Source organism: Streptomyces sp. NPDC017676 (assembly GCF_044329325.1).
Lineage (GTDB): Bacteria > Actinomycetota > Actinomycetes > Streptomycetales > Streptomycetaceae > Streptomyces.
The window spans coordinates 113,727-135,773 of record NZ_JBIRJA010000006.1 but is presented as its reverse complement, the minus strand read 5'-3'; the positions used below and the strand labels follow the sequence as shown (position 1 = coordinate 135,773).

Below are 22,047 nucleotides of genomic sequence, written 5' to 3'. Positions count from 1 at the left end.
CTGGTGCTGTGGGGGGCGTGGAGGCTTGAGCGGCTCCTGCGGCGCCGAGATGGTGTCATGCGGGCTTCTGCGGCGCGGGGTGTCGTGTCGGCCGGCCCGGCGAGGTGCGGGTGGCTGCTCACCTTGAACCCACCAGGTGGTTGCAGATGTGATCAGTGTCGACGCGATGGTGATCTGCGCCGTGCTGGAGGCGATCGGTGGGCCGCGGTGGGCCGTCGGCCACATCCGCGGCGGCTGCCGGTGAGCCGGGCAGCCGGCCCGGCGGCTTCTCGGCGCCGACCTCCGGCGTAGTACGCTCTTCAACCGTTGGATTCCAAGATTCCGGGAGGCGTCCGTGGCGCTGGAGGCGGCTGGCGTCTCGCCCGAGGAGGAGTCCCTCTACCAGGTGCTCGTGACGTCCGGCCGGGCCACCGGGGAGGACATCGCCCAGCGGGCCCGCCTGACCGACGCGCAGACCGAGCGGATCCTGGGCTCACTGGTCTCCAAGGGCCTCGCCACCCACACGGACGGGACACCTCGCGTGTTCCGTCCGGCTCCGCCGGAGGCGGCGCTGCTGCCCCGGCTGAAGCGCAGCGCCGACGCGCTGGACCTGGCCCGGGTCGAGGCCGCACGTCTCATCGAGTCCTACCGGGAGACGATGCGCAGGCATGACGCCGGCCAGTTGCTGGAGGTGATCACCGGGGCGGAGGCCCTGCGCCAGCAGCTCCGGCAGATCCAGTCGAGCGCCCGCCACGAGATGCTGTGGTTCTGCAAGGCCCAGTACGTGGCCATGCCGTCGGGCACCAACGCCGAGGAGTTCGAGGCGCTGGCCCGGGGCGTGCGCTACCGAGTGCTGTACGAGAAGGCGTTCTTCGACGACGAGGGCGCCCTGGAGAACGTGGTGGCGGGTGTCCGGGCCGGTGAGGTGGCGCGTGCCGTACCGCACCTGCCGCTGCGTCTGGCCGTCGCCGACCGCTCCGTCGCCGTCTTCCCCCTCGTGGCCGGCGGGCCGCACGGCAGCCCGGAGGAACCGACCACGGCGCTGGTCAGGGACAGTAATCTGCTCGCGGCCCTCATCGCCCTGTTCGACTGCTACTGGGAGGACGCCGTCCCCCTGGACATCGACGGCACCGGCATGCTCGCGGGGGCCGACGGTGCCGGTCCGGCCGACTCGCTCTCGGCCACCGACCGCAAGCTGTTGTCGCTGCTCGTGGCGGGAGTCGCCGACAAGGCGATCGCCTCGCAGATGGGGCTGAGCCGCCGGACGGTCCAGCGCCGCATCCAGGGGATGATGGAGCGCGCCGGCGCGGTGACCCGTATGCAGCTCGCCTGGCAGGCGTCGCGACGCGGCTGGCTGTGAACGGGCCCGCCCGGCGCCGCCCGCACCACGGGCACGCGGCGCGCAGGCGCGTGCCGGCCGCTGCCGCGGTCCGCCCCGTCCTCTGACACACGCGGCGGGTGCCGGGCCCACGAGGAGCCCGGCACCCGCCGTACCGAGTGTCCGCGCGTGCGTCAGCGCCGTCCGCGCGTCACGCCGTACCGCGGTGGAGGTACGCCCGCTCCACGGTCTGGCGCACGCTGTCACCCGCGGAGTCCGTGGCGGTCACGCGGAGCGTCACATACGCGTCACCACGCACCTTCGACGGCCGTTCCACGGTGGCCGTGAACTGCCGGCCGTCGCCGTGCCGCGCGGTGCGCGCCGTGGTCCAGGTCTTCCCGCCGTCGTACGACGCCTCGGCCTTCAGACGCACGCCGCGCGGGGCGGCCATGCCGTCCTGCATGCGGACGGTGAAGCCCAGGCGATGTGTGCGCGCCCGGCTCACGGCGCCCTGCGCGTCGACCGGTACGGCGTAGTCCAGCTGGAGCAGCGGCAGCGGGGTGGACTCGGCCGTGGTGTCCGAGCGGAACGTCCACGAGGTGCGCGTGCGCACGCCGAGGCGCCAGTCGTCCGAGACACGGGCGGTCGTCAGGTCCAGCCGGAACCGGGCACTGCCCGGGGCCACTTCGAAACCGCCCCACGCGCCGTTGTCGGAGACCGCGGTCTGCTTCCCGTCGCGGTACAGCACCGCCGAGGCGACGTCGTCGGCGGCGGTCGCCCGGCCGGCGCCGAAGCCACCCGCCTCCGCGAACGACCAGTGACCGGCGCCGGAATCGGTGAACTCCGGGACGTACACGCTCAGGGTGTCGCCGTTGCGGACCGACGGCATGGTCCAGCCGCGGGGGACGGACGGGCGCACCGGCGCTCCGAACCACCGCTCCGTGGCGCGCTGACCGGGACGGTAGGTACGCGGCGCGTTCCGCATGCCGGCCGCCAACGGCAGGTCGGGGACGTCGACCACGTTGTGGTGCACGACGTGGTTCCACAGCGTGTCCCCGCCGGTCACGTACTCGACGCGCTCCCGGCCCACCGGGACGTAACGGCTGTACTGGTCCCACGCGGTCCCCTGGTACGGCCGCCACCCGAAACGCTGCTCGCTGGCCCACAGCGAGGCACCGGTGCGGGTGTACGTGCTGCGCACCACGGCGCTCTCCCGCTCCGAGACGGTGTGCACGACCTGCTTGGGGACGAAGTCCTTCGACACCTGCACCACGTCGTACAGGTACGGGCTGCGCACCGTGCCGGAGAGTGCCACCGTCGTGGTGCCCTTCCTGACGCGTTCCAGCAGGGCGGTGCCGTCCTTCCAGGCGGCTCGCATGCTGGGCACCGCCGTCCGGTCACCCGTCGGCTGCCACCGGGTCCAGGCACTGCCCTGCTCCTCGGGCCACACCATCAGCAGCGCCTTGGCGCCGGCCTTCGCGGCGGACCGGGCGAGTTCCGGCCCGGTGACGGAGAAGTCGTAGCGGACGACGGCGAGTCTGCCGCGTGCGCGGCGGAAGTCGGGCGCCGACGACGTGCCCGCGTCCACGGCGGTCAGCCGTGCGCCGCGGTCCGGGAAGACGGCGGAGTCGGCCTCGTAGAACGGGACGAACTCCAGAGAGCCGCCCGAGACCTTCGCCCGCAGTTGCGGGGCCACCAGCTGCCAGCGCGAGGAGAACTCGAAGGCGCCGTCGGTCACCCGGGAGGTCGGGCTGACGTAGAGGCGTGTGACGTCGTCGAAGTACATGGCTCCCTGGATCAGCCCGTGCCCGTCGATCCGGCGGTACACGGTGGTGCTGAGGACGCCGTGCTGCTCGGCCGGGCGTGGTGTGCGGATGTGCACCTGGGTGGCCTCGGCGGCGTTCAGCGTCACCGTCCGGTCCTCGGTGACCTTGACCTCGGGGGCGACGACGGTGCCCGCCTCGCCGCCGTGATCCGTCATGTCGTAGAAGGCCGAACTGACGTAGTACGTGCCCTCCTCCACGAGGGCGACGTGGGCCTGCCGGTCCGCGTAGTCCACGAATCCGTCGGGGCCCCAGATCGTGGGCAGCCAGTCCGGCATCACCTTGCCGTCGCGGTCGCGGTAGAGCACGGTCAGCCGGTGTTGCGGGGCGTGGACCGCGAGGGAGACGGTGGTGTGGGTGAGTACGGCACCGTCCGCGGACTTCGCGGTGAGATACCCGTAGTAGTTGCCGCGGACCGCGTGCCGGGCGTCGGTGTTCAGCGGTACCTCCGCCGTGGCGCCGGGGTCGAGCCGCACGGTGTCGGAGTCGAGGCCGACCACCCCGTCCGGGAGCGCGCGCCCGGACTCGGTGGCCAGGGCGAGGGACAGGGAGAGCGTGACCGGGTGGTCGCCGGAGTTGGTGTAGCGAACGGTGGCCGACCGCTGCCGCCCTCCCGGGCCGCCGGTCCGCAGCGGGGCGAGGGAGACGGAACCGCTGGCCCTGACGGGGCCCATGGCCGTGGCCACGTCGATCCGGCCGCCGCCCTGTTCGGTCACCTGGGTGTGGGGCACGGTGTGCGCGGTGCTGATCAGCGCGTCCTTGAGCTGCTGGGCGTCCCAGTCCGGGTGCCGCTGGGCCAGGAGCGCGGCGGCGCCGGCGACGTGCGGGGTGGCCATGGAGGTCCCCGACAGGGCGACGTAGTGGGCGTCGACCGGGTCGCCCAGGGTGGTCCCGGACGCGCGGGCGGCGACGATGCCGACCCCGGGGGCGGTCACGTCGGGCTTGACCGCGCCGTCGCCCAGGCGCGGGCCGCGGCTGGAGAACGGGGCGAGGGAGTCGTCACGGTCGACGGCCCCCACGGTCAGCGCGGCGTCGGCCGCACCCGGGGAGCTGACACTGGACGGACCCGTCTCCCCCTCGTTGCCCGCCGCGACGACGAAGAGCGTGCCGCTGGAGGCGGTCAGGGAGTCGACCGCCTGGCTGAGCGGATCGGTGCCGTCGGACGGAGACCCCGACCCCAGGCTCATGTTGACGACCTTGGCGTGTTCGCGCGTCGCCCACTGCATGCCGTCGATCACGGCCGACTCGGTACCGTAGCCGTCGTCGCCCAGGACCTTGCCGATGAGGAGGTCGGCCCGGGGTGCCACGCCCCGACGGGTCCCGCCCGACGCGGCGCCGCTGCCGCCGACGATCGAGGCGACGTGCGTGCCGTGACCGAAGTGGTCGTCGGTGTTGGAACTGCCGGAGAAGTCCTCGGCCTTGGCGATCCGGCCCGCCAGGTCGGGATGGTTCGCGTCGGCCCCCGTGTCGAGCACGGCCACCTTGACGCCCTGCCCCTCGTCACCCGCCTTCCAGGCAGTGGGGGCGTTGATCTGCGCGGTGCTGCGGTCCAGTACGGCCTTCACCCTGCCGTCCAGCGACACCCGGGGGGTCAGTGCGGCGCGGGCGGCGCCGGCCTTGCCGCCGGGGTTCAACGTCTTCCAGAAGTTCCCCAGTTGGCGGTCGGCGACCCGCAGCGACCGCGCGTTGATGCTCGGCAGGTTCCGGGAGGGAACCCCGGGGGTGTTGAGCGCCACGAGCCGGTCGGCGGTGGCCGCCGCGGCCCGTGCCGCCTCGGCGGTGACCCTGGCCGCCCCCTCCCGGGACGGCTCGGAGGAGACGATCAGCGGAAGCGCGGAGCCGTGTGCCTCGTCGTAGCCCTGGGAGATCAGGGCGGTGACGTCGAACAGCCGGCGGTCCAGTGTGCCCGCGGACACCAGGTCCTCGGCGTCCCACGGGAGCACGGTCAGCGACTTGTCGTCCTCTTCGAACGTCTCGAAGGGGATGTGCTCGCGACCGGGCCCGGGCCGCACCGACGCGGTGCGCCGTCCGCCGGGCAGCGACGTCACGGTCACCTGGTCCCCGGTGATCAGCCGTACGGTCGTGGAGCGTGCCCCCGGCCCGGCCGCGGGACGGGTGCCGGTACCGCTGGTGGCCGTCCGCGCCATGGCGGTGGTGGGTACGACTCCAGCAAGCAGTATCAATCCTGTTGATATCGCCGCCATGAGGCGGAACTTTGCCATCAGGGGAACACCTTTCGAACAGCCGTAGATCACAACTGTCCGAAATCATTTGGCGAGAAGACCGGACCTGTCACTGGCGCGCGCTGTCACAGCTGCGACATGTCCCAACGGCGACACGGCAGGAGCTTCCTGGACGCGCGCGCGGTTCGTGCCGGCGCGTCTCCCTTCAGGCAGTACGGAACCGGAAGGCGCCGCTCCCGCTGCCCAGGGTCAGCCAGATGTGGTCCTCCTCCTTGACCAGGCGCAGCGCGACATGGGCGCACCCCGGACAGCGGGCGGTCATCCCTGGTTCGGGGCCGTAGAGGTGGAGTTGCGCCAGAGTCCCGGACCGCCGGCAGTTCGGGCATCGCCACCAGGCCGTGGTGGGCTCCACGGAGAGGATCTCCGACAACGGGCCGGCAAGAGCGTTGCCGTCGAGGAAGGCGGCGGGGTCACCCATGGGAATCTCCCCTGTCCTGAGCAGAAGGGTCAGCCGAAGCGTTCGGTGCGGATGGTCGCGGGTTCCTTCCCCTGGCCGGCGAACAGCTCGACGAGCAGGTCGCCGACGGTCTCCACGAATCCGGTGGAACCGCAGACGTAGACGGGACTCACCGGATCCAGGCGCGCCGTCGGCTCCCGCAGGTCCGCCGCCGTGATGCGGCCGGGCGCGCGGGAGGTGCCGTGCGGGATCCGACGGGTGTGGACGAACCGGATGTCGAGGAACGGGCCGCCGTCGACGAGCTCTTCCCGGTACCAGATGTCCTCGGGATCGCGCACGGAGTACACCAGTTGGAAGAGGCTGCGCGAGCCGGCCGAACGGTGGGCGCGGATCATGGCCATGAGCGGTACGACACCGGAACCGCCCGCCACCGAGAGCACCGGCTCGGTCTGCTCCGGGCGCCACACGAACCAGTTGCCGAGCGGTCCGCGTACCTCGACCTCCTCGCCCGGCGGCAGCTGGTCGGCCAGGTAGGGCGAGACCTCACCGTCGGCCACGGCCTGCACGCCCAGTTCCAGCCGGTCGTCGTCGGCGGGCGCGGCCAGGGAGTAGCTGCGGACGGCCTGGTAGCCGTCGTCGGCCGTGAGACGCACATCGACGTGCTGGCCGGGCAGGTGGCCGGGCCAGCCGGGCACGGTGAACACCAGGGTGCGGGCGGTCGCGCTCTGCGCGCGGCGCCCGACCAGCCGCGCCGGCAGCCAGGCGAGTGCCATGGTCAGTCGCCCCAGTGACGCTGCTCGCGCCAGGGGTCGCCGTAGTTGTGGTAACCGGCGGACTCCCAGAAACCCGGGTCGTCCTCGGGCGTGAGCCGCAGTCCGCGCACCCACTTCGCCGACTTCCAGAAGTACAGGTGCGGGACCAGCAGCCGCGCCGGCCCGCCGTGCTCGGGCGAGAGCGCGTAGCCGTCGTAGGTGTGGGCGATCCACGCCCTGCCACCGCGCAGGTCGGCGAGCGGAAGGTTGGTGGTGTAGCCGCCGTAGCTGTCGACCACCACGTACTCGGCGGTCGTCTCCACTCCTTCGAAGAAGGCGTCGAGGGACACTCCGCGCCAGCGCGTGTCGAACTTGGACCAGCGGGTGACGCAGTGGATGTCCGTCACCGTGTCCTGCTGGGGCAGGGCCATCATCTGGTCCCAGGTCCAGCTCCGCGTCTCACCGAGCTCCGTGGTGAGGGTGAAGGACCACGCCTCGGTCGGCACCCGCGGAGTGGGACCGGCCGACAGGACGGGGAACGACTCGGTCGGATACTGCCCGGGCGGCAGCCGCCCCGCCAACGCGTGGGGTCGTCCTCGGAAGCCGGGTGAGAAGGAAGTCAACGTCATCTCCTGCGCGCTGTGACCCGCCGCTGGAGGAGCAAGGCGCTCCTCCTCCAGTCTCGGACCACACAGGCGCCTCGACCACTCGGGCCGGGGCCGGGGTGCAACCGCTCGCCGGTCATGAATACGCCCCGCTCATGGGTGGACATTCCGGCCACCAGGCGTAAGGGTGGGCCCAATGCCGGCCACAGCCTCCTGTTCACCGCACGCCTTGAGGAGGAAGATCGATGCCCGTCATTGTGTCCACTGCGGAGCTGTCCGCCGCCGACCGGGTGGAGCGGTGGCACGAAGCGGTGACGAACACCTTCGTACCGCTCGGTGTCGATCTTCTTGAGGAGGAGCCGTCACCTGCCGACATCGTCAGCGACCGGCTCGGCGTCCTGCGCATCTCCCGTGTCCAGGCGGGGCCGCAGACGGTGACGCGGAGCAGACGCCTGATAACCGGCGAGGACCAGGAATTCATCATCCTCACTCTCCAGGAGCGAGGGACCGCGATGAAGGAACAGGACGGGCGGCAGTGCGTGGTCCGGCCCGGCCAGTTCTCCCTCTCGGATTCCTCCCGCGCGTTCCGGAAGACGCTCCACGAGAGATTCGCTTTCACCTCCTTCCATTTTCCTCGCGAAGCGCTCTCCGTGCGGCCCGAGGACCTGCGGCTGCTGACCGCGACCACCTTCACCGGCAGTGAGGGCAGTTCGGCCGTCCTGGCCCAGTACTTCACGGGCCTGGCGCGCGTGGCGGCCGACGTCGACGACGCCGTCGGCCGCCGGCTCGCGGTCACCGCGCTGGATCTGGTGGCCCTGCTCATCGACGAGCGCAGCGGCCGTCTGTCCCGGCCGCACTCGGCGACGGCCGCCGCCACTCTGGTGCGCGTCAAGGACCACATCATGAGGAATCTCGGCGACCCCGACCTCTCACCACGCACGATCGCCGCCGTTCACTTCATGTCCGTGCGCTACCTGCACAAGATCTTCGAGCAGGAGGGAACCACGGTGGCCGGTTGGATCCGGGCGCAGCGCCTGGAGCGGTGCCGCCGTGACCTGCTCCACCCCCGGGCACTGGAGACCGGAGTGGCGGTCATCGCACGACGGTGGGGCTTCGTGAGCGCCGCCCACTTCAGCCGGGCCTTCCGCGACGCCTACGGCATGACACCCCGCGAGTGGCTGGCGTACGGGCTGTCGGACGCACGGCGGCCAGGGGGAGACATGGCCGCCTGAGACCCCGCTCCGTGGACCGGGGTCGGGCCGCCCAGCCCGGCGGACGAATAATCGGTTGCCGATCGGCGGCGGTGGTCGCTGCAATGCCCGGCATGGACACCCGGGTGCGCCGGCCACGGCGAGACGAGATGAACGCGTACCACCAGGACTCGCCGCTCCGCGACCCGGATGGCCGGCGACCGAGCGGACCGTCCGTCCGGATCGGCGCCCTCGCCCCGCTGACCCGGCCCGGCTGGGCCGAGGCGGGCCGGCACCTGCTCGCCGGACTGGAGCTGGCCGTGCGCGATGTCAACGACGCCGGCGGGATCACCGGAAGGCCACTGGAACTGGTGGTCCGGGACACCGCGGCTGATCCTGACAGGGCCGCGGCGGCCGTGGACGAACTGGCTGGCCTGGGTGTGGCCGCCGTGGCGGGGGAGTACCACAGCGTCGTCGCTCGCGCGGTCGCCGCCCGGGCCGACGCCCTCGGCCTGCCCTTCCTCTGTTCGTCGGCGGTTCTCGACGGGCTCACCGAGCAGCCGACGCAGTGGGTCGCGCGCCTGGCCCCGCCGCAGTCGCGCGGCTGGCGGCTCTACGCGGACTTCCTCCTCGGCGAGGGTCACCGTCGCATCGCCGTGGCAACCGAGCCGAGTGTGTACTGGGCATCCGGTGCGGGCGTGCTGCGGGACCGCCTCGCTCCGTACGGCGGTACCGTCGTCGAACTCGACATGCGCGCGCTCACGCCCACGGAGGTGTGCGACGAACTCGTCGACGACCGCGCGACAGCCCTGCTCCTCCTGGTCGGCCATCCGGAGCCGGCGGTGCCGGTCGTCGAGTCAGTCCGCCGCGACCAGCGCCTCGCCGGGCTGATGATCGGTGCTCCGGCCGGGCAGCCGGAGTTCGCCGAATGGGCGGCGTCGCTGGGCGAGGACGGCGCCGGGATCCCGTTCCTGCGTTACCTGCCCGAGCGCCTGACCCCGCTCGGCGCACGAGTAGGGACGGCCCTCCGCGAGCGGCTGACCGCAGCACCTTCCTTCGTCGCCTTCGAGGGCTACGACACGGTCGCCGTCCTCGCCGATGTGCTCCGCTCTTCCGGCGCGGACCGGACGCGCACCGCCGAATCCTGGCCGGGCGTCGCGGTCGAAGGCACCCGCGGGCCGATCCGGTTCTCCCGCGTCCCGGGCATCAGCGTGTGGCAGTGGGAGGGGGCGCCCATCCACGTCGCTGACCGCGACCCGGCGCACCCGGATCGCTTCCGCGTCCTTCACACCGGCTGAGAACAGCCGGCCCCGCCGGGGTCGAGCGTGGACATCCCGCAGTGGCCGTAACAGGCGAAGGTGTCAGCAGTCGCTGCTGTTCAGGCGGGCGTGTGCCGTCTGGCGTGGAGCACTGTGGCTCAGGGGCGTCGTGCCAGGAAGACGAACTCTCTGCCTGGCCGGTCGGGTGCGTCGCGCACCTTCTGCACCACGTACCCGTGCGCGTCCAGGTCCGACTCGACCTCGTCCCGATCCCGGAAGCGCAGCGTGGAATCCGACGTCAGCACCTGTCCGTCCGCTGCGAAGACGTAGGTCGAGCGGAAGGTCACGAGAGGCGGGCTCACCTCGATCAGCTGGACCCAGGTCTCGACGGAGCCGACACCCGGGATCTCCGTGACGCGGTAGGAGTTCTCGCGGGTCCATTCCTCCCAGGCGCGTCTGGTCGGATCCCGTGTCTCGAAGACCAGGTGCCCGCCGGGCCGCAGCGCCTCGTGAGCTCCCCGCAGCGTCTTCCGCCATGCGAGCGGGTCGGCGATCGCCTGGGCGACATTCGCTGTCATCGTCACGAGGTCGGTCCGCAGCGGCGGGAGGGCCGTCACGTCACCGCAGAACCACCGCACGCGGTCACTCCCCGGTTTTGCCCGCGCGACGTCGATGGACGCCCGGGCGGGATCGATGCCGACGACGTCGATCCCGCGGTCGGCCAGGAGCAGAGCGAACACCCCTGTGCCACAGCCGATGTCCAGAACCTGGCGCGCCCCGAACTCCTCCACCATCCGGAGGTAGGCGTCGAGGTCACTGCGGTCGGGGTCGAGCGGATCGTAGATCGCGGCGAGTCGTGGATGCGCGAAGCATTCGTCTGCCATGCGGCCGAACGTATGCGGAGCCGGCCCCGGAGGGCTACCGGGTTTCGCCGGACTCGGCCGGCCTGGGTTCTGGGGTGAACTTCGAGTCCGCCGGAGGTACTGCCGTCCTCCACTAGTCGGTGATACCGTATAGCAGTACTCGGTACCACCAAGTACCGAGGGGGCTCAGGAGGACCCGCGATGGACGACCTGACGGAGATGCTGAAGGGCACGCTCGAAGGGTGCGTGCTCGAAATCATCGGCAGCGAGGAGACCTACGGGTACGCCATCACCCGTCGGCTGAACGAGCTCGGCTTCGCCGACGTCATCGAGGGGACGGTCTACACCATCTTGCTGCGGCTGGAGAGGAAGGGACTCGTCCAGGTGACGAAACGACCGTCCGGGGTCGGTCCGCCGCGCAAGTTCTACGCGCTCAACGACGCCGGACACGAGGAACTCGCGAAGTTCTGGGCGAAATGGCAGTACGTCTCATCACGCATCAACCGGCTCAAGGAGGGCGGGAGATGAAGTTCTGGGAGACCATCACCGGCAGCGATCTCAGCAGGGAATGGAAGGCGTTCGAAGCCCGGGCCGAGGCCCTGCCGGACGACTACCGCACGGCGTGGGAACAGATCAAGGGCCACCTCTTCCCCCATGCGGACTTCACCGGCCGCAGCCTGACCCCGATCCTCGACGCCGCCCTGGGGCTGCTCGAAGAAGCGGCGGCGGACGGGCAGAGCGTCCAGGAGGTGCTCGGCGACGACATCCGGGGCTTCTGCACCGCGCTGGTCGGTGGAGAGGGGGCTCGCACCTATCGCGACCGGTGGCGCGAGCAGTTGAACAGGAACGTCGCAAGGAAATTGGGCCGGCTGGGAGGCTGACGTGAGCATCCAGGACATCATCGAGGGCAAGAAGCAGTGGCGTGCGCACATGGCCCGGGTCAAGGGGCTCCCGCCGGACTACCAGATCGTCTACAAGGAGATGCAGAGGTACCTGTTCAAGGTCGGACCGGTCGACCTGACTGACGGGCCCCTGCTCCCCGGGATCGTCGACTTCTTCGAGGAGGGCGTCGCCGCGGGCAAGGGAGTCCTGGAACTCATCGGTGACGACGTCGCCGCGTTCTGCGACGACCTGGTCAAGGACTCTCCCACCTTTGCGGACGTCTACCAGCAATCCATCGGCGGGGAGCCCGGACCCGCTGCGTGACGAGGGCGAGAAGTGTGTCCCGGCCACGGCCTGACGTTCGAGATCCCTGGCGGTCGGCCGCTCCTCGTCGCGGTCGGCCGTGGAACCGTACGCCTTCCCCCGGGGACTCCTACACGACGGTACCGGCGGGCCGGGAAGGGTGGATGTCGTACGAGATGCGTCCGGCGGGGAGGTAGAAGAGGGCGATCAGTGCGCCTCCGCGGACCTCGGGGTAGTGGTGGCTGCCCGGGGCGGGCGCGGTCCAGCCCGGTCCCTGCCAGCCGTTCGGTCCGGCCAGTTCGGCGCCGGGGTCGACGGGGACGACCAGGTTCAGCTCGCCGTAGGGGTGCGCGTGGTACTGGCCCCGGTAGCGCTCGACGCTGTCCATGTACACGGCGGTGATGCTGAAGTAGTGGGTCTGCTCCGTCGGTTCGGCGATGCGGCTGCGTCGGTAGCGGGGGCCGTCGAGCTCGATGTTCGCCGCCCACCCCTCTACCAGGACACCGATCCTGATCAGGCGCGCCAAGTCCTGGTAGAGCCCGCTACCGGGACCGTAGGTGGCGTTCAGCCAAGCCTCCAGGTCCTTGCCGGCCGTACGGTTCCTCACCTCGGCCAGGAACGGGATGCTGCGGTCGATCAGTGCCTTGCGGCTGTCCTCGCTCATGCGCGGGTCCTCTCGTGTCGCCAGGGGGTCCGACCCGACCACCGTCCCTCCGCTTTTCGTTACAGTCAATAGCTGTAACGTAAAGCGGGGGCGGCGATGCTCACTGGGTGGCACTGGACCTTCCTCAGCCGGAGTGGCTCTCCCCGTCCACGGCGAGCGTGGGCCACACGGCTGCGACGACCCGCTCGGCGAAGTCGGCCGGCACGTCCCGGCCGGTCCGCAGGTAGTCGGCGAAGTAGCTGCCGAAACAGACGGTCACGATCATGTCCAGGTCGACGTCCTCACGCACTGCGCCCCGGCGCTGCAGCGAGACGAGCGTCATCAGCAGTTCCTCGCAGCGGGGCCGCACGGCGTGTTCGCGTAGCTGCTCCAGCAGGCCCGGCGCCCGCTCCACCTCGGCCATGAAATTGCCGTGCAGGGCCATGGCCCGCTCGTTGTGATAGCGCGGGTCGAGACGGCGCACCGCCTCGACGAGCGCCTCGCGCGGAGCCAGCTGGTCCAGGTCCAGCGGAGGGTAGGCCTCGCGCTGCTTGCGCAGTCCGTAGTGCAGGGCGTCGATGACGAGGTCGTACTTGTTCGCCCAACGCCGGTACAGGGTGGGCCTGGTGACGCCGGCGTCGGCGACGATGTCCCCGATCGTCATGGACGCGTAGCCATCCGTGGCCAGTCGCTTGCGCGTGGCCCGGATGATCGCCTCCTCGATCGCCGGATCCCGAGGCCGGCCACTGGCGGGGGCCGCCTGCTCCGCGCCCGAGCGCCGTCCGCGCTCGCCGGCTCGCCCATCGGAACGCGTCGTCCTCGCCTTCGCCATCTCATCCCTTCCCGACACGCAGGGCCAGTCGGAGCCGGGTCGCGCATCCGCTCCCCGCCGCACCAGCACCCTACGCGAAGTCGGGGGAGCGTCCCGGGGCGGACCGAGGACGCACCGCAGGTCCGGCGCATGGGCCACCCGAAGCCACGCCGGTGGCCGCTCAGAAGCCGGTCCGCCGCAGTGAGGACCGGACGGTGCCGGAGGTCGGAGCCCTCCGGCACCGGCGGCCGTGAGTGCGATGACGAGCGCGTCGCTCCTCCAGCCGGGCCGTGCGCTTGCACCGGCCCGGCTGGAGCAGCGACCGATGCCTGATCGCCGCAGCTGTCTGCGGCGGAGCACCACCGTCCGGCGGACCCGCCGCAGGCGGCACGGTGGAGCGTGTCCACTCCAACGCGCCGTGTGCCAGGGGGAGATGACAACGTGCGGGGGCGTTCCTTGCGCGACATCTCGCGGAAGGAACGCCCCGGCCGCACGCGGCACTCACACTGGCGAGCCGCGCGTCAGGTGTGTCAGGCCAGGCCGGCCTTCAGGGCGGCGGCGACCTGAACCACACGCTCGGCCTGGTGGCGGGCCGCGTTGCGCGTCTGCTCGCCGACGGGGTTGTTGCCCTGGGCGTCGACGTGCGACGTACCGTACGGGTTGCCGTCGACGAACTTGACGGGGTCGGTGTAACCGGGGGACACGATGATCCCGCCGAAGTGGTGGATGGAGTTGTAAAGGGCGAGCAGCGTGGACTCCTGGCCGCCGTGCGCGGTGGCGGTGGTGACGAAGCCGCTGTAGACCTTGTTGGCCAGCTTGCCCTGCGCCCACAGGCCGCCGAGGGTGTCGATGAACTGCTTCAGCTGCGACGAGATGTTGCCGAAGCGGGTCGGGGTGCCGAAGACGATCGCGTCCGCCCACTCCACGTCGGCGGTCGTGGCCTCGGGTACGCCCGCGCTCTCCGCGGCGTGGGCGGCCCATGCCTGGTTGGAGGCGATGGCGGCCTCCGGAGCCAGCTCGGCGGCCTTCAGCAGGCGCACCTCGGCGCCCGCCTTCTCGGCCGCCTCCGAGATCTCCTTGGCGATCTCGGCCGAGAAGCCGGTGGAGGAGTAGTAGATGACGGCGAGGCGGACAGGGGTGGTCATGGAGTCGTCTCCGATCCTGAGGATGCGTGCAGTGCGCCGTGGCGGACGCAGGTCACCTGGGGTGCAGGTGCCGTGCGGGCACGTTGTCCGACGCGGTAGGTGAATCTTAAACGAGTTTGTTCAACCGTCAACCACCCGGCTGTCGCCGTGCCACCCCCCACCGGCGTCCCCTTGCCACACCGCGGGCGTCGCCGTGCCACACCGCGGGCGTCGCCGTGCCGCCCCCCACCGGCGTCGCCGTGCCCCCCGCCCGTGCCGCCGGTCGGACGCTACTCGGCCTGTGCGCGGCGGGCGCTGGCGAAGCGGCGCTGGTAGGCGGCGGGGGAGATGGACAACTCCCGTGCGAAGACGCGCCGGAGACTCTCGTAACTCGGGAAGCCCGCCAGGGACGCCGCCTGCGTCGCGGTGTACCCCTGGTCGAGCAGCGACTTCGCGATGTCGAACCGGATGGACTCGACGTACCGCGCCGGCGTGGTGCCCAGTTCCTCCCGGAACAGCCTCGTGAGGTGACGCGTGCTGAGGTTGAGGTGCCCGGCGAGCTCGGTGAGGGAGTGGTTGCCGGTGGGATCCGCCGTGACCAGGTCGACGATCCCGCGCAGGGCGGGCGACCGGGGCGGGGGTCCCTGCAGCGGGGCGGAGAACTGCGACTGGCCGCCTGCCCGTTGCAGGTAGACCACCAGGGAGCGGGCCACCTCCCGGCTGACGTCGGGGCCGTGGTCCTCCTCGACGAGGGCGAGCGCCAGGTCGATGCCGGCGGTGACTCCCGCCGAGGTGTACGTCGTGCCGTCGCGCACGTAGATGGCGTCGGGTTCGACGCGGGTCTTCGGGTGCCGGGCGGCGAGTTCCCCCGCGATCTTCCAGTGGGTGGTCGCCCGCTTGCCGTCCAGAAGGCCCGTCGCGCCCAGGACGAAGGCACCGGAGCACACGGAGGCGACCCGGCCGGAACGGGCCGCCAGACCCCTGGCGGCATCCACCAGATCGCGCGTGACCGGGGTCCTGGGGTAGACGTCTCCGCCCGGTACCAGGAACGTGTCCGGGTCCGGCTCCGAGGCGGCGCTGCCGTCGACGGCGATCCGCATGCCGATGGAGGAGACGACATCGGCACCCGTCGTCGACACCAGGGCGATGCCGTAGTCGGCGCCGAGGAGATTCGCCTCCCCGAAGACCTCGGCGGGGCCGACGACGTCCAGCAGTTTGACCCCGTCGTAGACGAGGATCGCCACACGATGCGTGTCGGAGCTCACAGAGCCATCCTGAGGTGACTGGATTCGAGTGGTTCATGGCCGGACCGAGGCGGCGCCGAAGGCCGCACGGTCGGCACCGTGGAGAACGGACGCACGGTCCACTCGTAGCACATCGCACCGGAAAGCACGGACATCATGACCGACATCATCGCAGGCGTGGAAATACCCGAGACCTCGGCCGTCGCGGAGGCCACGGAATTCCTCCGGGAGCGGACGAACCCCCTGATCTTCCACCACTCCCGGCGGGTGTTCCTCATCGGTTCCCTGCATGCACGGAAGCTGGACCTCCGGCCCGACCCGGAGTTGCTCTACATCTCCGCGATGTTCCATGACACGGGCCTTCTGATCCCGTTCTCCGACACGCCACAGCGTTTCGAGGTGGACGGCGCCGACCACGCGCGGAAGTTCCTGCTCGACCGCGGGTTCTCCGAGAGCGCCGCCGAGGTGGTCTGGATGGCGATCGCGCTGCACACGACCCCGGAGATTCCCGGCCGCATGGGCCCCGAGATCGCTGCCACCAACTACGGCGTGCTGACCGACGCGATCGGCTGGGGGATGGACAGACTGGAAGGCGACCAGCTGGACGAGATCGTCGCCGCACATCCCCGCGGGGATTTCAAGAAGGAATTCCTGCAGGCATTCTTCGACGGTCTCAAAGACCGCCCGGACACCACATACGGCACCATCAACGCCGACATCCTGGAACACTTCGTTCCCGGATTCCGCCGTACGTCCATGGTCGAGCGCATCAACGATGCTCCCTGGCCGCGGTGACCCGGCAACGGCCGGGCACGGGTCGATGCGACCGCCGCGTCCCCGCCGCGGTCCTCGCCGTCTGAGCCGGCCTGCCGCCTTCGGCGTGCTGACGGTCACCACCGTCGTACTGATGGCGACCGCGAGCGCCCCCTCGCCGATCTACCCCCTGTACCGGGAGCGCTGGGACTTCTCGGTCACCATGGTGACGGTCGTCTTCGCCGTGTACGTCGTGGGGCTGCTCGCAGCCCTGCTGACCCTCGGGCCGGTGAGCGACCGCCTGGGACGCCGTCCCGTGCTGCTCACCGCGCTCCTGCTGGCGGCGGCCAGCACGGCGATCTTCTGGACGGCGGGCGGTGTCCTGTCCCTGGTGATCGCGCGGACGGTGCAGGGCGTCGCCACCGGAACCGCCGTCGGAGGGCTGGCCGCCGGGCTCGTCGACTTCTCCCCGGCGAGGCGTCCGCACGCGGGAACCACGGCGACGGCGGTGGGGACGAGCGTGGGCCTGGCCGCCGGCGCCGCTGTGGTGGGCCTGCTGGTCCAGTCGGTCGCCCACCCGGACACCTCCGTCTTCTCCGTCCTCACCTGCCTCTTCCTGCTCCTCGCGGTGGCCGTGTGGCACATCCCCGAGACCGTCGCACGGCCGGCGGGCGGCCCGGTCCGGCTCCGTCCGAGCGTGCGGGTCCCGCCCGGCTCCCGGCACCGGTTCCTGGCCGCCGTACCCGCCCTCGTGGCGGGCTGGTCCGTGACCGGGCTGTTCCTCGCACTGACCCCCTCGGTGGTCGCCGGTGTCCTCCACGTCACCTGGGGAGCCGCAGGCGGGCTCGACATCGCCGCCCTGTTCCTGGCCGGCGGTCTGGGCGGCATGTGGTCCGCCCGGAACACGGTACGGCGGGCCACACTGCTGGGCGCCGTCCTCCTGACCCTGGGGTCGGCGGGGCTGGCCGTGGCCGTCGCCCTGGCGTCCCCGGTCGCCTACGCGTGCGGGGCCGTCGTGGCGGGGACGGGCGTCGGCCTGACGTACGACGGCAGTCTCCGCGCCATCGGCGAGGTCACCACCGCGCAGTCACGATCGGAGGTGTTCTCGGCCGTGTACGTCGTCAGCTATGCGGCGCTGAGTCTTCCCGCCCTCGCGGCCGGCCTCCTGGCACCGGCACGCGGCCTGAGGGCCACCAGCTTTCTCTACGTCGCGTTCGTCGGCGCCCTGTCGCTGCTCGCCCTGGTCCACGCGGCCCGGTCGGGGGCCGACGGGCCCTCGGGGCGCGACACCGGATCGCCACGCGGCGCCGGCGCTCCCACCGCCTGTGCCGGCCGTAGCGGTCAGGCGGGGCCCGCTGTCGCACATCGCTCACCCACGAACGGCGACGGTTCCCCGCCGGGCGACCGCTGAGTCCTCCACCTCTCACCACACACCAAGAAACTCTCACCACACACCAAGAAAGGAGTGCTCGTGCGAGCCATCACCGTCCGGGACCGCGAAGCCGGGGTCACGGGACTGACCCTGGAAGACCTGCCCCGTCCCCACGCCGCCGAGAACGACGTCATCGTGCGGGTGCACGCCGCGGGCTTCACCCGAGGAGAGCTCGACTGGCCCGCCAGCTGGACCGACCGGGCCGGCCGCGACCGTACCCCCAGCGTCCCAGGCCACGAGGTCTCGGGGGTGGTGAGCGAACTCGGCTACGGAACGACCGGTCTCACCGTCGGCCAGCGTGTCTTCGGGCTGACCGACTGGGCCCGCGACGGCTCGCTGGCCGAGTACGTCGCCGTGGAAGCCCGCAACCTCGCCCCGCTGCCCGCCGACGTCGACCACACGGTGGCAGCCGCACTGCCGATCTCCGGACTGACCGCCTGGCAGGGCCTCTTCGACCACGCCCGCCTCGTCACCGGGCAGACCGTCCTGGTCCACGGCGCCGCCGGCGCGGTCGGCTCGATCGCCGTCCAGCTCGCACACCAGGCGGGAGCCCGTGTCGTCGGCTCCGGCCGCGCCGCCGACCGGGACACCGTCCTCGGCCTGGGCGCGCACGAGTTCCTCGACCTGGAGGCCGACCGGTTCAAGGACGTCGGCCAGGTCGACGTCGTCTTCGACGTGATCGGCGGTGACATCCTCGACCGCTCGGCCGCGCTGGTGCGCGCCGGTGGCACGCTCGTCACCATCGCCCACCCGCCCACCGTGCGCCCCGACGACGGACGAGCCCTGTTCTTCGTCGTGGAACCCGACCGGGCACGCCTCGCCGACCTCGCCCAGCGACTGCGGGACGGCCGGCTCCGGGTACGGGTCGGCGAGGTCCGTCCGCTGACCGAGGCAGCCGCCGCTTTCACCCGCAAGCAGCGCGTCGCCGGCCGCACGATCATCCGCGTCACCGAGGACCGAGGGTGAGAAGACCGGCTGTGCTGCCGGCCCACCGCAGAGGCGTGCCATGAAGCTCCGTCAGAAGTCCGGTCGGACGTGGGCCTCTGATCTGCCGCACAGGGTGTCCGAGCGCGGCGGTGCCGCGATCGTAGGCTCACGCGGCCGAGGCTACTTCCGCGGGACGTCCTTGACGAAGACGACACCGTCGGTGCTCGCCAGGTGGGCCGGGTCGAGCGGGGCGTAACCGAACCAGGGGGACACGCGGTGCGCGGGCCGTGTGCCGTCGAGGGCGGTGGCCAGCCGTGGGGCGTCGATGACGCAGCGGTCCTCCGGGAGCACGTACAGCAGTCCTTCCAGGGTGCCCGGCGGCGGGGTGTCCACCCCCCGGTGCCGGATCGTGCCGAGAGCCGTGGCCACGAAGGCGTACTCCTCGCCGAGCTCGGCGCTCACCAGCGCACCGGCGCTCCACCACTCCACCGGCCCCTCCCACATCTGCATCCTGCTCCTCTCCCGCTGGAGATGGGAGTTGTGGGCGTGGACGAGGGCCGGGCCCCGAGCGGCGAGGGCGAGGAGGTTGTGAGCCATCATCGCGTCCCGCAGCGCGCACAGCCGCGTCATGTGGGCCGGTGAGGTGTCGGCCATCGAGGAGTGGTAGCGCAGGAGTCCGGTGGCGGTGCGCCCGTACAGACGCGCCCGCTCCCACTCGTCCCGCGAGGTCGCCGCGATCAGGTGCGGGGCCTGTGTGTCCAGCAGCGTCACCAGATCGTCGGCGAGCAGCCGCAGCCGACCGGCCTCGGCCGACCGCCCCACGGACCGGGCCGGGTCCGTCATCGCGGCGGGATCGGTCCACCGGTCGTCCGTGCCGAGCAGGCGGTCGAGTGTCTCCCCGGTGCAGGGGAGCAGTTCCGCGTCCACCAGGGCCGCGAGGTGGTCGTGGAGCGCGGTGAGGGCCTGCCGGGGACTCGCGGCGCCGGTGATCTCCAACGGGCCGTCGAAACCGGCGAAGCGGAGCCGCTCGGACGCGGGCCGGCCGTCGTTGTGGGCGCGCATCCAGCGCACGAGCTCGCGGTTGGCCGCGGAGGTGCCCCAGCCGTGGCTGAAGCCGTGCTCCACGACCTCGTCGAGCGTGCCGGTGCCCGTGGTGACGTAGTCGTCCACGATCAGGCCCCTCATGCAGTCGCTCTCGATCGCGATCGTCCGGTAGCCCTCCTGCTCGACGAGCTGCCGGAAGAGCTCGTTGCGCAGGCCGAGCAGAGCGTCCTCACCGTGCGTGGGCTCGCCCAGGGCGAGAAGCCGCGGCCGGGCGGGGAGCAGCCTCATGACGGCGGCCGCCTCGACGGCATGGGCGGTGCCCTTGATGTCAGTAGCCATGCGTTAAACGGTATCTTTGAACCTTCGGTGGAAGGTTTTCCGCGATATCGGCAGGCCCGTGGGACGAAACCCTCAAAGCGACGACAGACTCAGACCGGTCGACCTGGCCCGGGGGAGCGGTCTGTCCACGCAGGCGATCAGGAACTACGAAGAGGCCGGCATTCTTCCGGCCGCCCGTCGCACACCCCACGGCTACCGCGTCTACACCTCGCTGCACGACCGGGCCCTGCGCGCGTTTCTCGCCCTGGTGCCCGGCCACGGCCACCAGACGGCGACGTCGATCATGCGAGCCGTGAACCAGGACGCGGTCGAGGAGGCGTTCCGCCTCATCGACGAGAGCCACGCCCAACTCCTCGACGACCGGCGGACCCTGCACGCGGTGGAGAACGCCCTCCGCGAACTGGCGTCCACCGCCGCGCCCGAGCCCGACACGGGGTCCGAGCCGACCGCGGTGCCCAGGAGCGGCGACACGTTCATCGGGCCACTGGCAGCGAAGCTCGGCATCCGGCCCGCGACACTGCGCAAATGGGAGCGCGCCGGTCTCGTACGTCCGCGCCGCGACCCGCGGACCGGCTACCGCGTCTACGACGCGGCCGACGTACGGGACGCCAGGCTGGCCCACCAGCTCAGGCGGGGCGGCTACCTCCTGGAACAGATCGCCCCACTGATCGCCCAGGTGCGGGCGGCCGGCGGACTGGAGCCCCTGGAGACCGCACTGCGCGACTGGCACGGCCGGCTGTCCGCCCGCGGGCGCGCGATGCTCGCCGGGGCCGCCGAGTTGGAGGCCTACCTCCGAGAGCGCGACCCCACCACGACCTGACCTCCCTCGACACTTGAGGCTCGCTGACCGAAGGAGCGACGGCGCGGGAGTCCGCGCGGAGCGGGCGCCTAGGATCGCCGGCATGGCACTGCGACCCGTTCAGGTGAACATCAAGGCCCTCGACGCCTCGGCGGTCGGTCGGTTCTGGGCGGAGGCGCTGGGCTGGAGCGCCTACAGCCCCGGCGTGACCACCTACGTCGGCCCCGCCGGCGGCCTCGTCTGGCCCGACCCGGTCGCCGTCTGCGTCGATGTCGTTCCCGTCCCGGAACCCAGGACAACGACGAAGAACCGTGTGCACCTCGATCTCGCCACCACCTCTACGTCCCATCAGGCGGAGTTGACCTCGCGCCTGGAGGCTCTCGGCGCGACGCCCGTCGACGTGGGCCAGGGCCACGTGCCGTGGACGGTCCTCGCCGACCCGGAGGGCAACGAGTTCTGCGTGCTGGAGCCGAGGGAGACCTACCGGGACACCGGGCCCATCGCCCGGGTGGTGGTCGACTGTGTGGATCCGCGGGCCATGGCCCGGTTCTGGGGTGAGGCGATGGACTGGACGCTGCACGAGGTGACCGACGATCACGCGGTGCTGCGCTCCGCCAAGGGCGTCGGCTCGTATCTCGAATTCCTCCGCACGCCCGGCGTGAAGACCGTGCCGGACCGCGTCCATCTCGACCTGCTGCCGTACCCCGGTGACGACAAGGCGGCGGAGGTGGCCCGGCTGCGCGCCCTCGGCGCCACCGACCTCGACGTCGGCCAGGGCGACATCCCGTGGACGTGCCTCGCCGACCCGGAGGGCCACGAGTTCTGCGTCCTCGCCCCGTCCTGAGATCACCTCGTCCTTCTTCCGGTGCCGCACGTCGGCACCGCGGAGGTGCGGCCCTTCGCGGGCCCTGTTCAGCGCACGGTCACCCCACGCATGGCGAGGCGCAACTCCTCGAAGAGGTCACGGAGTTCGCTCGGCATGCGTGGCGCCACGTCCGCGCCCACCTCCAGCAGGAGCCGGACGCCGCGCCGGAACTCCCTGTCGCCGTTGGGCTCCTCCAGCATCCTCGCCACCTCGACCAACGCAGTGCCGATGGCCCCCTCGACCTCGTCCGGGAGGCTGTCGAGGTAGACGTCGTCCTCGGTGAGCACCAAGTCCACGATGCGGCGGGCGGCTTCCCTGACGGACTGCGAACCAGTCTCGGACGGCACGGTTCCCCCATGTCGATCGGCACGTCGTACTCCTCCTCATGATGCCGCTCTGCGCGCCGGTGCCGCCCCCCGCCGCCATCGCGGCCCTGGAAGGCGGCCTCGGCA

The 22,047-nt window shown here is 71.5% G+C and carries 22 protein-coding genes; 11 read left to right on the top strand and 11 right to left on the bottom strand.

Annotated elements, in window-relative coordinates; all coding sequences use genetic code 11:
- The first annotated feature begins 334 nt into the window (after positions 1-334).
- Entirely contained in the window at positions 335-1,339 is a 1,005-nt protein-coding gene (locus ACH4LD_RS15075; protein ID WP_398055144.1) for a helix-turn-helix domain-containing protein, read from the top strand.
- A 169-nt stretch (positions 1,340-1,508) separates the two neighbouring features.
- On the opposite strand, the gene ACH4LD_RS15070 is transcribed toward ACH4LD_RS15075, so the two are convergent.
- The 4 genes from ACH4LD_RS15070 to ACH4LD_RS15055 form a co-directional block, all read right to left on the bottom strand.
- A complete protein-coding gene (locus tag ACH4LD_RS15070; RefSeq protein ID WP_398055143.1) occupies positions 1,509-5,342 on the bottom strand; it encodes a S8 family peptidase in 3,834 nt (1,277 codons plus the stop codon).
- A gap of 166 nt (positions 5,343-5,508) precedes the next feature.
- Entirely contained in the window at positions 5,509-5,781 is a 273-nt protein-coding gene (locus ACH4LD_RS15065; protein ID WP_398055142.1) for a DUF6510 family protein, read from the bottom strand.
- A 29-nt stretch (positions 5,782-5,810) separates the two neighbouring features.
- Positions 5,811-6,533, bottom strand: a complete 723-nt coding sequence (locus tag ACH4LD_RS15060) for an FAD-binding oxidoreductase (RefSeq protein WP_398055141.1) — start codon at positions 6,531-6,533, stop codon at positions 5,811-5,813.
- A gap of 2 nt (positions 6,534-6,535) precedes the next feature.
- A complete protein-coding gene (locus tag ACH4LD_RS15055; RefSeq protein ID WP_132784384.1) occupies positions 6,536-7,141 on the bottom strand; it encodes a sulfite oxidase-like oxidoreductase in 606 nt (201 codons plus the stop codon).
- Positions 7,142-7,362: 221 nt separating this feature from the next.
- On the opposite strand from ACH4LD_RS15055, the gene ACH4LD_RS15050 reads away from it, so the two are divergent.
- On the top strand, positions 7,363-8,349 hold the full coding sequence (locus ACH4LD_RS15050; RefSeq protein WP_398055140.1) for a helix-turn-helix domain-containing protein: 987 nt from the start codon (positions 7,363-7,365) through the stop codon (positions 8,347-8,349).
- Positions 8,350-8,477: 128 nt separating this feature from the next.
- Positions 8,478-9,605: an ABC transporter substrate-binding protein gene (locus tag ACH4LD_RS15045; RefSeq protein WP_398055345.1), complete on the top strand. Its 1,128-nt coding sequence runs from the start codon at positions 8,478-8,480 to the stop codon at positions 9,603-9,605.
- A 119-nt stretch (positions 9,606-9,724) separates the two neighbouring features.
- On the opposite strand, the gene ACH4LD_RS15040 is transcribed toward ACH4LD_RS15045, so the two are convergent.
- Positions 9,725-10,450 (bottom strand): class I SAM-dependent methyltransferase, encoded by a 726-nt coding sequence (locus tag ACH4LD_RS15040; RefSeq protein ID WP_398055139.1) that lies wholly within the window; start codon positions 10,448-10,450, stop codon positions 9,725-9,727.
- Positions 10,451-10,630: 180 nt separating this feature from the next.
- On the opposite strand from ACH4LD_RS15040, the gene ACH4LD_RS15035 reads away from it, so the two are divergent.
- The 3 genes from ACH4LD_RS15035 to ACH4LD_RS15025 are packed head-to-tail and all read left to right on the top strand — an operon-like array spanning position 10,631 to position 11,635.
- Entirely contained in the window at positions 10,631-10,957 is a 327-nt protein-coding gene (locus tag ACH4LD_RS15035; RefSeq protein WP_398055138.1) for a PadR family transcriptional regulator, read from the top strand.
- Positions 10,954-11,310 carry a DUF1048 domain-containing protein gene (locus ACH4LD_RS15030; RefSeq protein WP_398055137.1) on the top strand — a complete coding sequence of 119 codons (357 nt, stop codon included), beginning with the start codon at positions 10,954-10,956 and terminating at the stop codon, positions 11,308-11,310. Before ACH4LD_RS15035 ends, ACH4LD_RS15030 begins: the two co-directional genes overlap by 4 nt.
- A gap of 1 nt (position 11,311) precedes the next feature.
- On the top strand, positions 11,312-11,635 hold the full coding sequence (locus ACH4LD_RS15025; RefSeq protein WP_398055136.1) for a DUF1048 domain-containing protein: 324 nt from the start codon (positions 11,312-11,314) through the stop codon (positions 11,633-11,635).
- Positions 11,636-11,744: 109 nt separating this feature from the next.
- Here ACH4LD_RS15025 and ACH4LD_RS15020 read toward each other — a convergent pair whose 3' ends face one another.
- The 4 genes from ACH4LD_RS15020 to ACH4LD_RS15005 form a co-directional block, all read right to left on the bottom strand.
- Positions 11,745-12,278, bottom strand: a complete 534-nt coding sequence (locus ACH4LD_RS15020) for a DUF4863 family protein (RefSeq protein ID WP_398055135.1) — start codon at positions 12,276-12,278, stop codon at positions 11,745-11,747.
- A 124-nt stretch (positions 12,279-12,402) separates the two neighbouring features.
- A complete protein-coding gene (locus ACH4LD_RS15015) occupies positions 12,403-13,089 on the bottom strand; it encodes a TetR/AcrR family transcriptional regulator (RefSeq protein WP_398055134.1) in 687 nt (228 codons plus the stop codon).
- A 509-nt stretch (positions 13,090-13,598) separates the two neighbouring features.
- The gene (gene wrbA, locus ACH4LD_RS15010) at positions 13,599-14,213 is read right to left on the bottom strand and encodes an NAD(P)H:quinone oxidoreductase (RefSeq protein WP_103815451.1); all 615 of its coding nucleotides are present in this window, start codon (positions 14,211-14,213) and stop codon (positions 13,599-13,601) included.
- A gap of 269 nt (positions 14,214-14,482) precedes the next feature.
- Positions 14,483-15,457, bottom strand: a complete 975-nt coding sequence (locus ACH4LD_RS15005) for a GlxA family transcriptional regulator (protein WP_398055133.1) — start codon at positions 15,455-15,457, stop codon at positions 14,483-14,485.
- A 135-nt stretch (positions 15,458-15,592) separates the two neighbouring features.
- Here ACH4LD_RS15005 and ACH4LD_RS15000 point away from each other — a divergent pair, with 135 nt between their 5' ends.
- The 3 genes from ACH4LD_RS15000 to ACH4LD_RS14990 are packed head-to-tail and all read left to right on the top strand — an operon-like array spanning position 15,593 to position 18,587.
- Positions 15,593-16,231 carry an HD domain-containing protein gene (locus tag ACH4LD_RS15000; RefSeq protein WP_398055132.1) on the top strand — a complete coding sequence of 213 codons (639 nt, stop codon included), beginning with the start codon at positions 15,593-15,595 and terminating at the stop codon, positions 16,229-16,231.
- On the top strand, positions 16,212-17,600 hold the full coding sequence (locus ACH4LD_RS14995; protein ID WP_398055131.1) for an MFS transporter: 1,389 nt from the start codon (positions 16,212-16,214) through the stop codon (positions 17,598-17,600). Before ACH4LD_RS15000 ends, ACH4LD_RS14995 begins: the two co-directional genes overlap by 20 nt.
- A gap of 60 nt (positions 17,601-17,660) precedes the next feature.
- The gene (locus ACH4LD_RS14990) at positions 17,661-18,587 is read left to right on the top strand and encodes an NADP-dependent oxidoreductase (RefSeq protein WP_398055130.1); all 927 of its coding nucleotides are present in this window, start codon (positions 17,661-17,663) and stop codon (positions 18,585-18,587) included.
- Between the two features lie 141 nt (positions 18,588-18,728).
- On the opposite strand, the gene ACH4LD_RS14985 is transcribed toward ACH4LD_RS14990, so the two are convergent.
- The gene (locus tag ACH4LD_RS14985) at positions 18,729-19,931 is read right to left on the bottom strand and encodes an erythromycin esterase family protein (protein ID WP_398055129.1); all 1,203 of its coding nucleotides are present in this window, start codon (positions 19,929-19,931) and stop codon (positions 18,729-18,731) included.
- A gap of 58 nt (positions 19,932-19,989) precedes the next feature.
- Between ACH4LD_RS14985 and ACH4LD_RS14980 the strand changes: the two genes are divergently transcribed.
- A complete protein-coding gene (locus tag ACH4LD_RS14980; RefSeq protein ID WP_398055128.1) occupies positions 19,990-20,751 on the top strand; it encodes a TioE family transcriptional regulator in 762 nt (253 codons plus the stop codon).
- A gap of 82 nt (positions 20,752-20,833) precedes the next feature.
- Positions 20,834-21,574 (top strand): VOC family protein, encoded by a 741-nt coding sequence (locus tag ACH4LD_RS14975; RefSeq protein WP_398055127.1) that lies wholly within the window; start codon positions 20,834-20,836, stop codon positions 21,572-21,574.
- 68 nt (positions 21,575-21,642) lie between these two features.
- Here the strand turns inward: ACH4LD_RS14975 and ACH4LD_RS14970 are convergent, their stop codons facing one another.
- Positions 21,643-21,942, bottom strand: a complete 300-nt coding sequence (locus ACH4LD_RS14970) for a hypothetical protein (RefSeq protein ID WP_398055126.1) — start codon at positions 21,940-21,942, stop codon at positions 21,643-21,645.
- Positions 21,943-22,047 lie beyond the last annotated feature (105 nt).

Coding starts and splice junctions, on each gene's coding strand:
- ACH4LD_RS15070 (WP_398055143.1), bottom strand. CDS start 5,342: ATGGCAAAGTTCCGCCTCATGGCGGCGATATCAACAGGATTGATACTG.
- ACH4LD_RS15065 (WP_398055142.1), bottom strand. CDS start 5,781: ATGGGTGACCCCGCCGCCTTCCTCGACGGCAACGCTCTTGCCGGCCCG.
- ACH4LD_RS15060 (WP_398055141.1), bottom strand. CDS start 6,533: ATGGCACTCGCCTGGCTGCCGGCGCGGCTGGTCGGGCGCCGCGCGCAG.
- ACH4LD_RS15055 (WP_132784384.1), bottom strand. CDS start 7,141: ATGACGTTGACTTCCTTCTCACCCGGCTTCCGAGGACGACCCCACGCG.
- ACH4LD_RS15050 (WP_398055140.1), top strand. CDS start 7,363: ATGCCCGTCATTGTGTCCACTGCGGAGCTGTCCGCCGCCGACCGGGTG.
- ACH4LD_RS15045 (WP_398055345.1), top strand. CDS start 8,478: ATGAACGCGTACCACCAGGACTCGCCGCTCCGCGACCCGGATGGCCGG.
- ACH4LD_RS15040 (WP_398055139.1), bottom strand. CDS start 10,450: ATGGCAGACGAATGCTTCGCGCATCCACGACTCGCCGCGATCTACGAT.
- ACH4LD_RS15035 (WP_398055138.1), top strand. CDS start 10,631: ATGGACGACCTGACGGAGATGCTGAAGGGCACGCTCGAAGGGTGCGTG.
- ACH4LD_RS15030 (WP_398055137.1), top strand. CDS start 10,954: ATGAAGTTCTGGGAGACCATCACCGGCAGCGATCTCAGCAGGGAATGG.
- ACH4LD_RS15020 (WP_398055135.1), bottom strand. CDS start 12,278: ATGAGCGAGGACAGCCGCAAGGCACTGATCGACCGCAGCATCCCGTTC.
- ACH4LD_RS15015 (WP_398055134.1), bottom strand. CDS start 13,089: ATGGCGAAGGCGAGGACGACGCGTTCCGATGGGCGAGCCGGCGAGCGC.
- wrbA (WP_103815451.1), bottom strand. CDS start 14,213: ATGACCACCCCTGTCCGCCTCGCCGTCATCTACTACTCCTCCACCGGC.
- ACH4LD_RS15000 (WP_398055132.1), top strand. CDS start 15,593: ATGACCGACATCATCGCAGGCGTGGAAATACCCGAGACCTCGGCCGTC.
- ACH4LD_RS14995 (WP_398055131.1), top strand. CDS start 16,212: ATGCTCCCTGGCCGCGGTGACCCGGCAACGGCCGGGCACGGGTCGATG.
- ACH4LD_RS14985 (WP_398055129.1), bottom strand. CDS start 19,931: ATGGCTACTGACATCAAGGGCACCGCCCATGCCGTCGAGGCGGCCGCC.
- ACH4LD_RS14975 (WP_398055127.1), top strand. CDS start 20,834: ATGGCACTGCGACCCGTTCAGGTGAACATCAAGGCCCTCGACGCCTCG.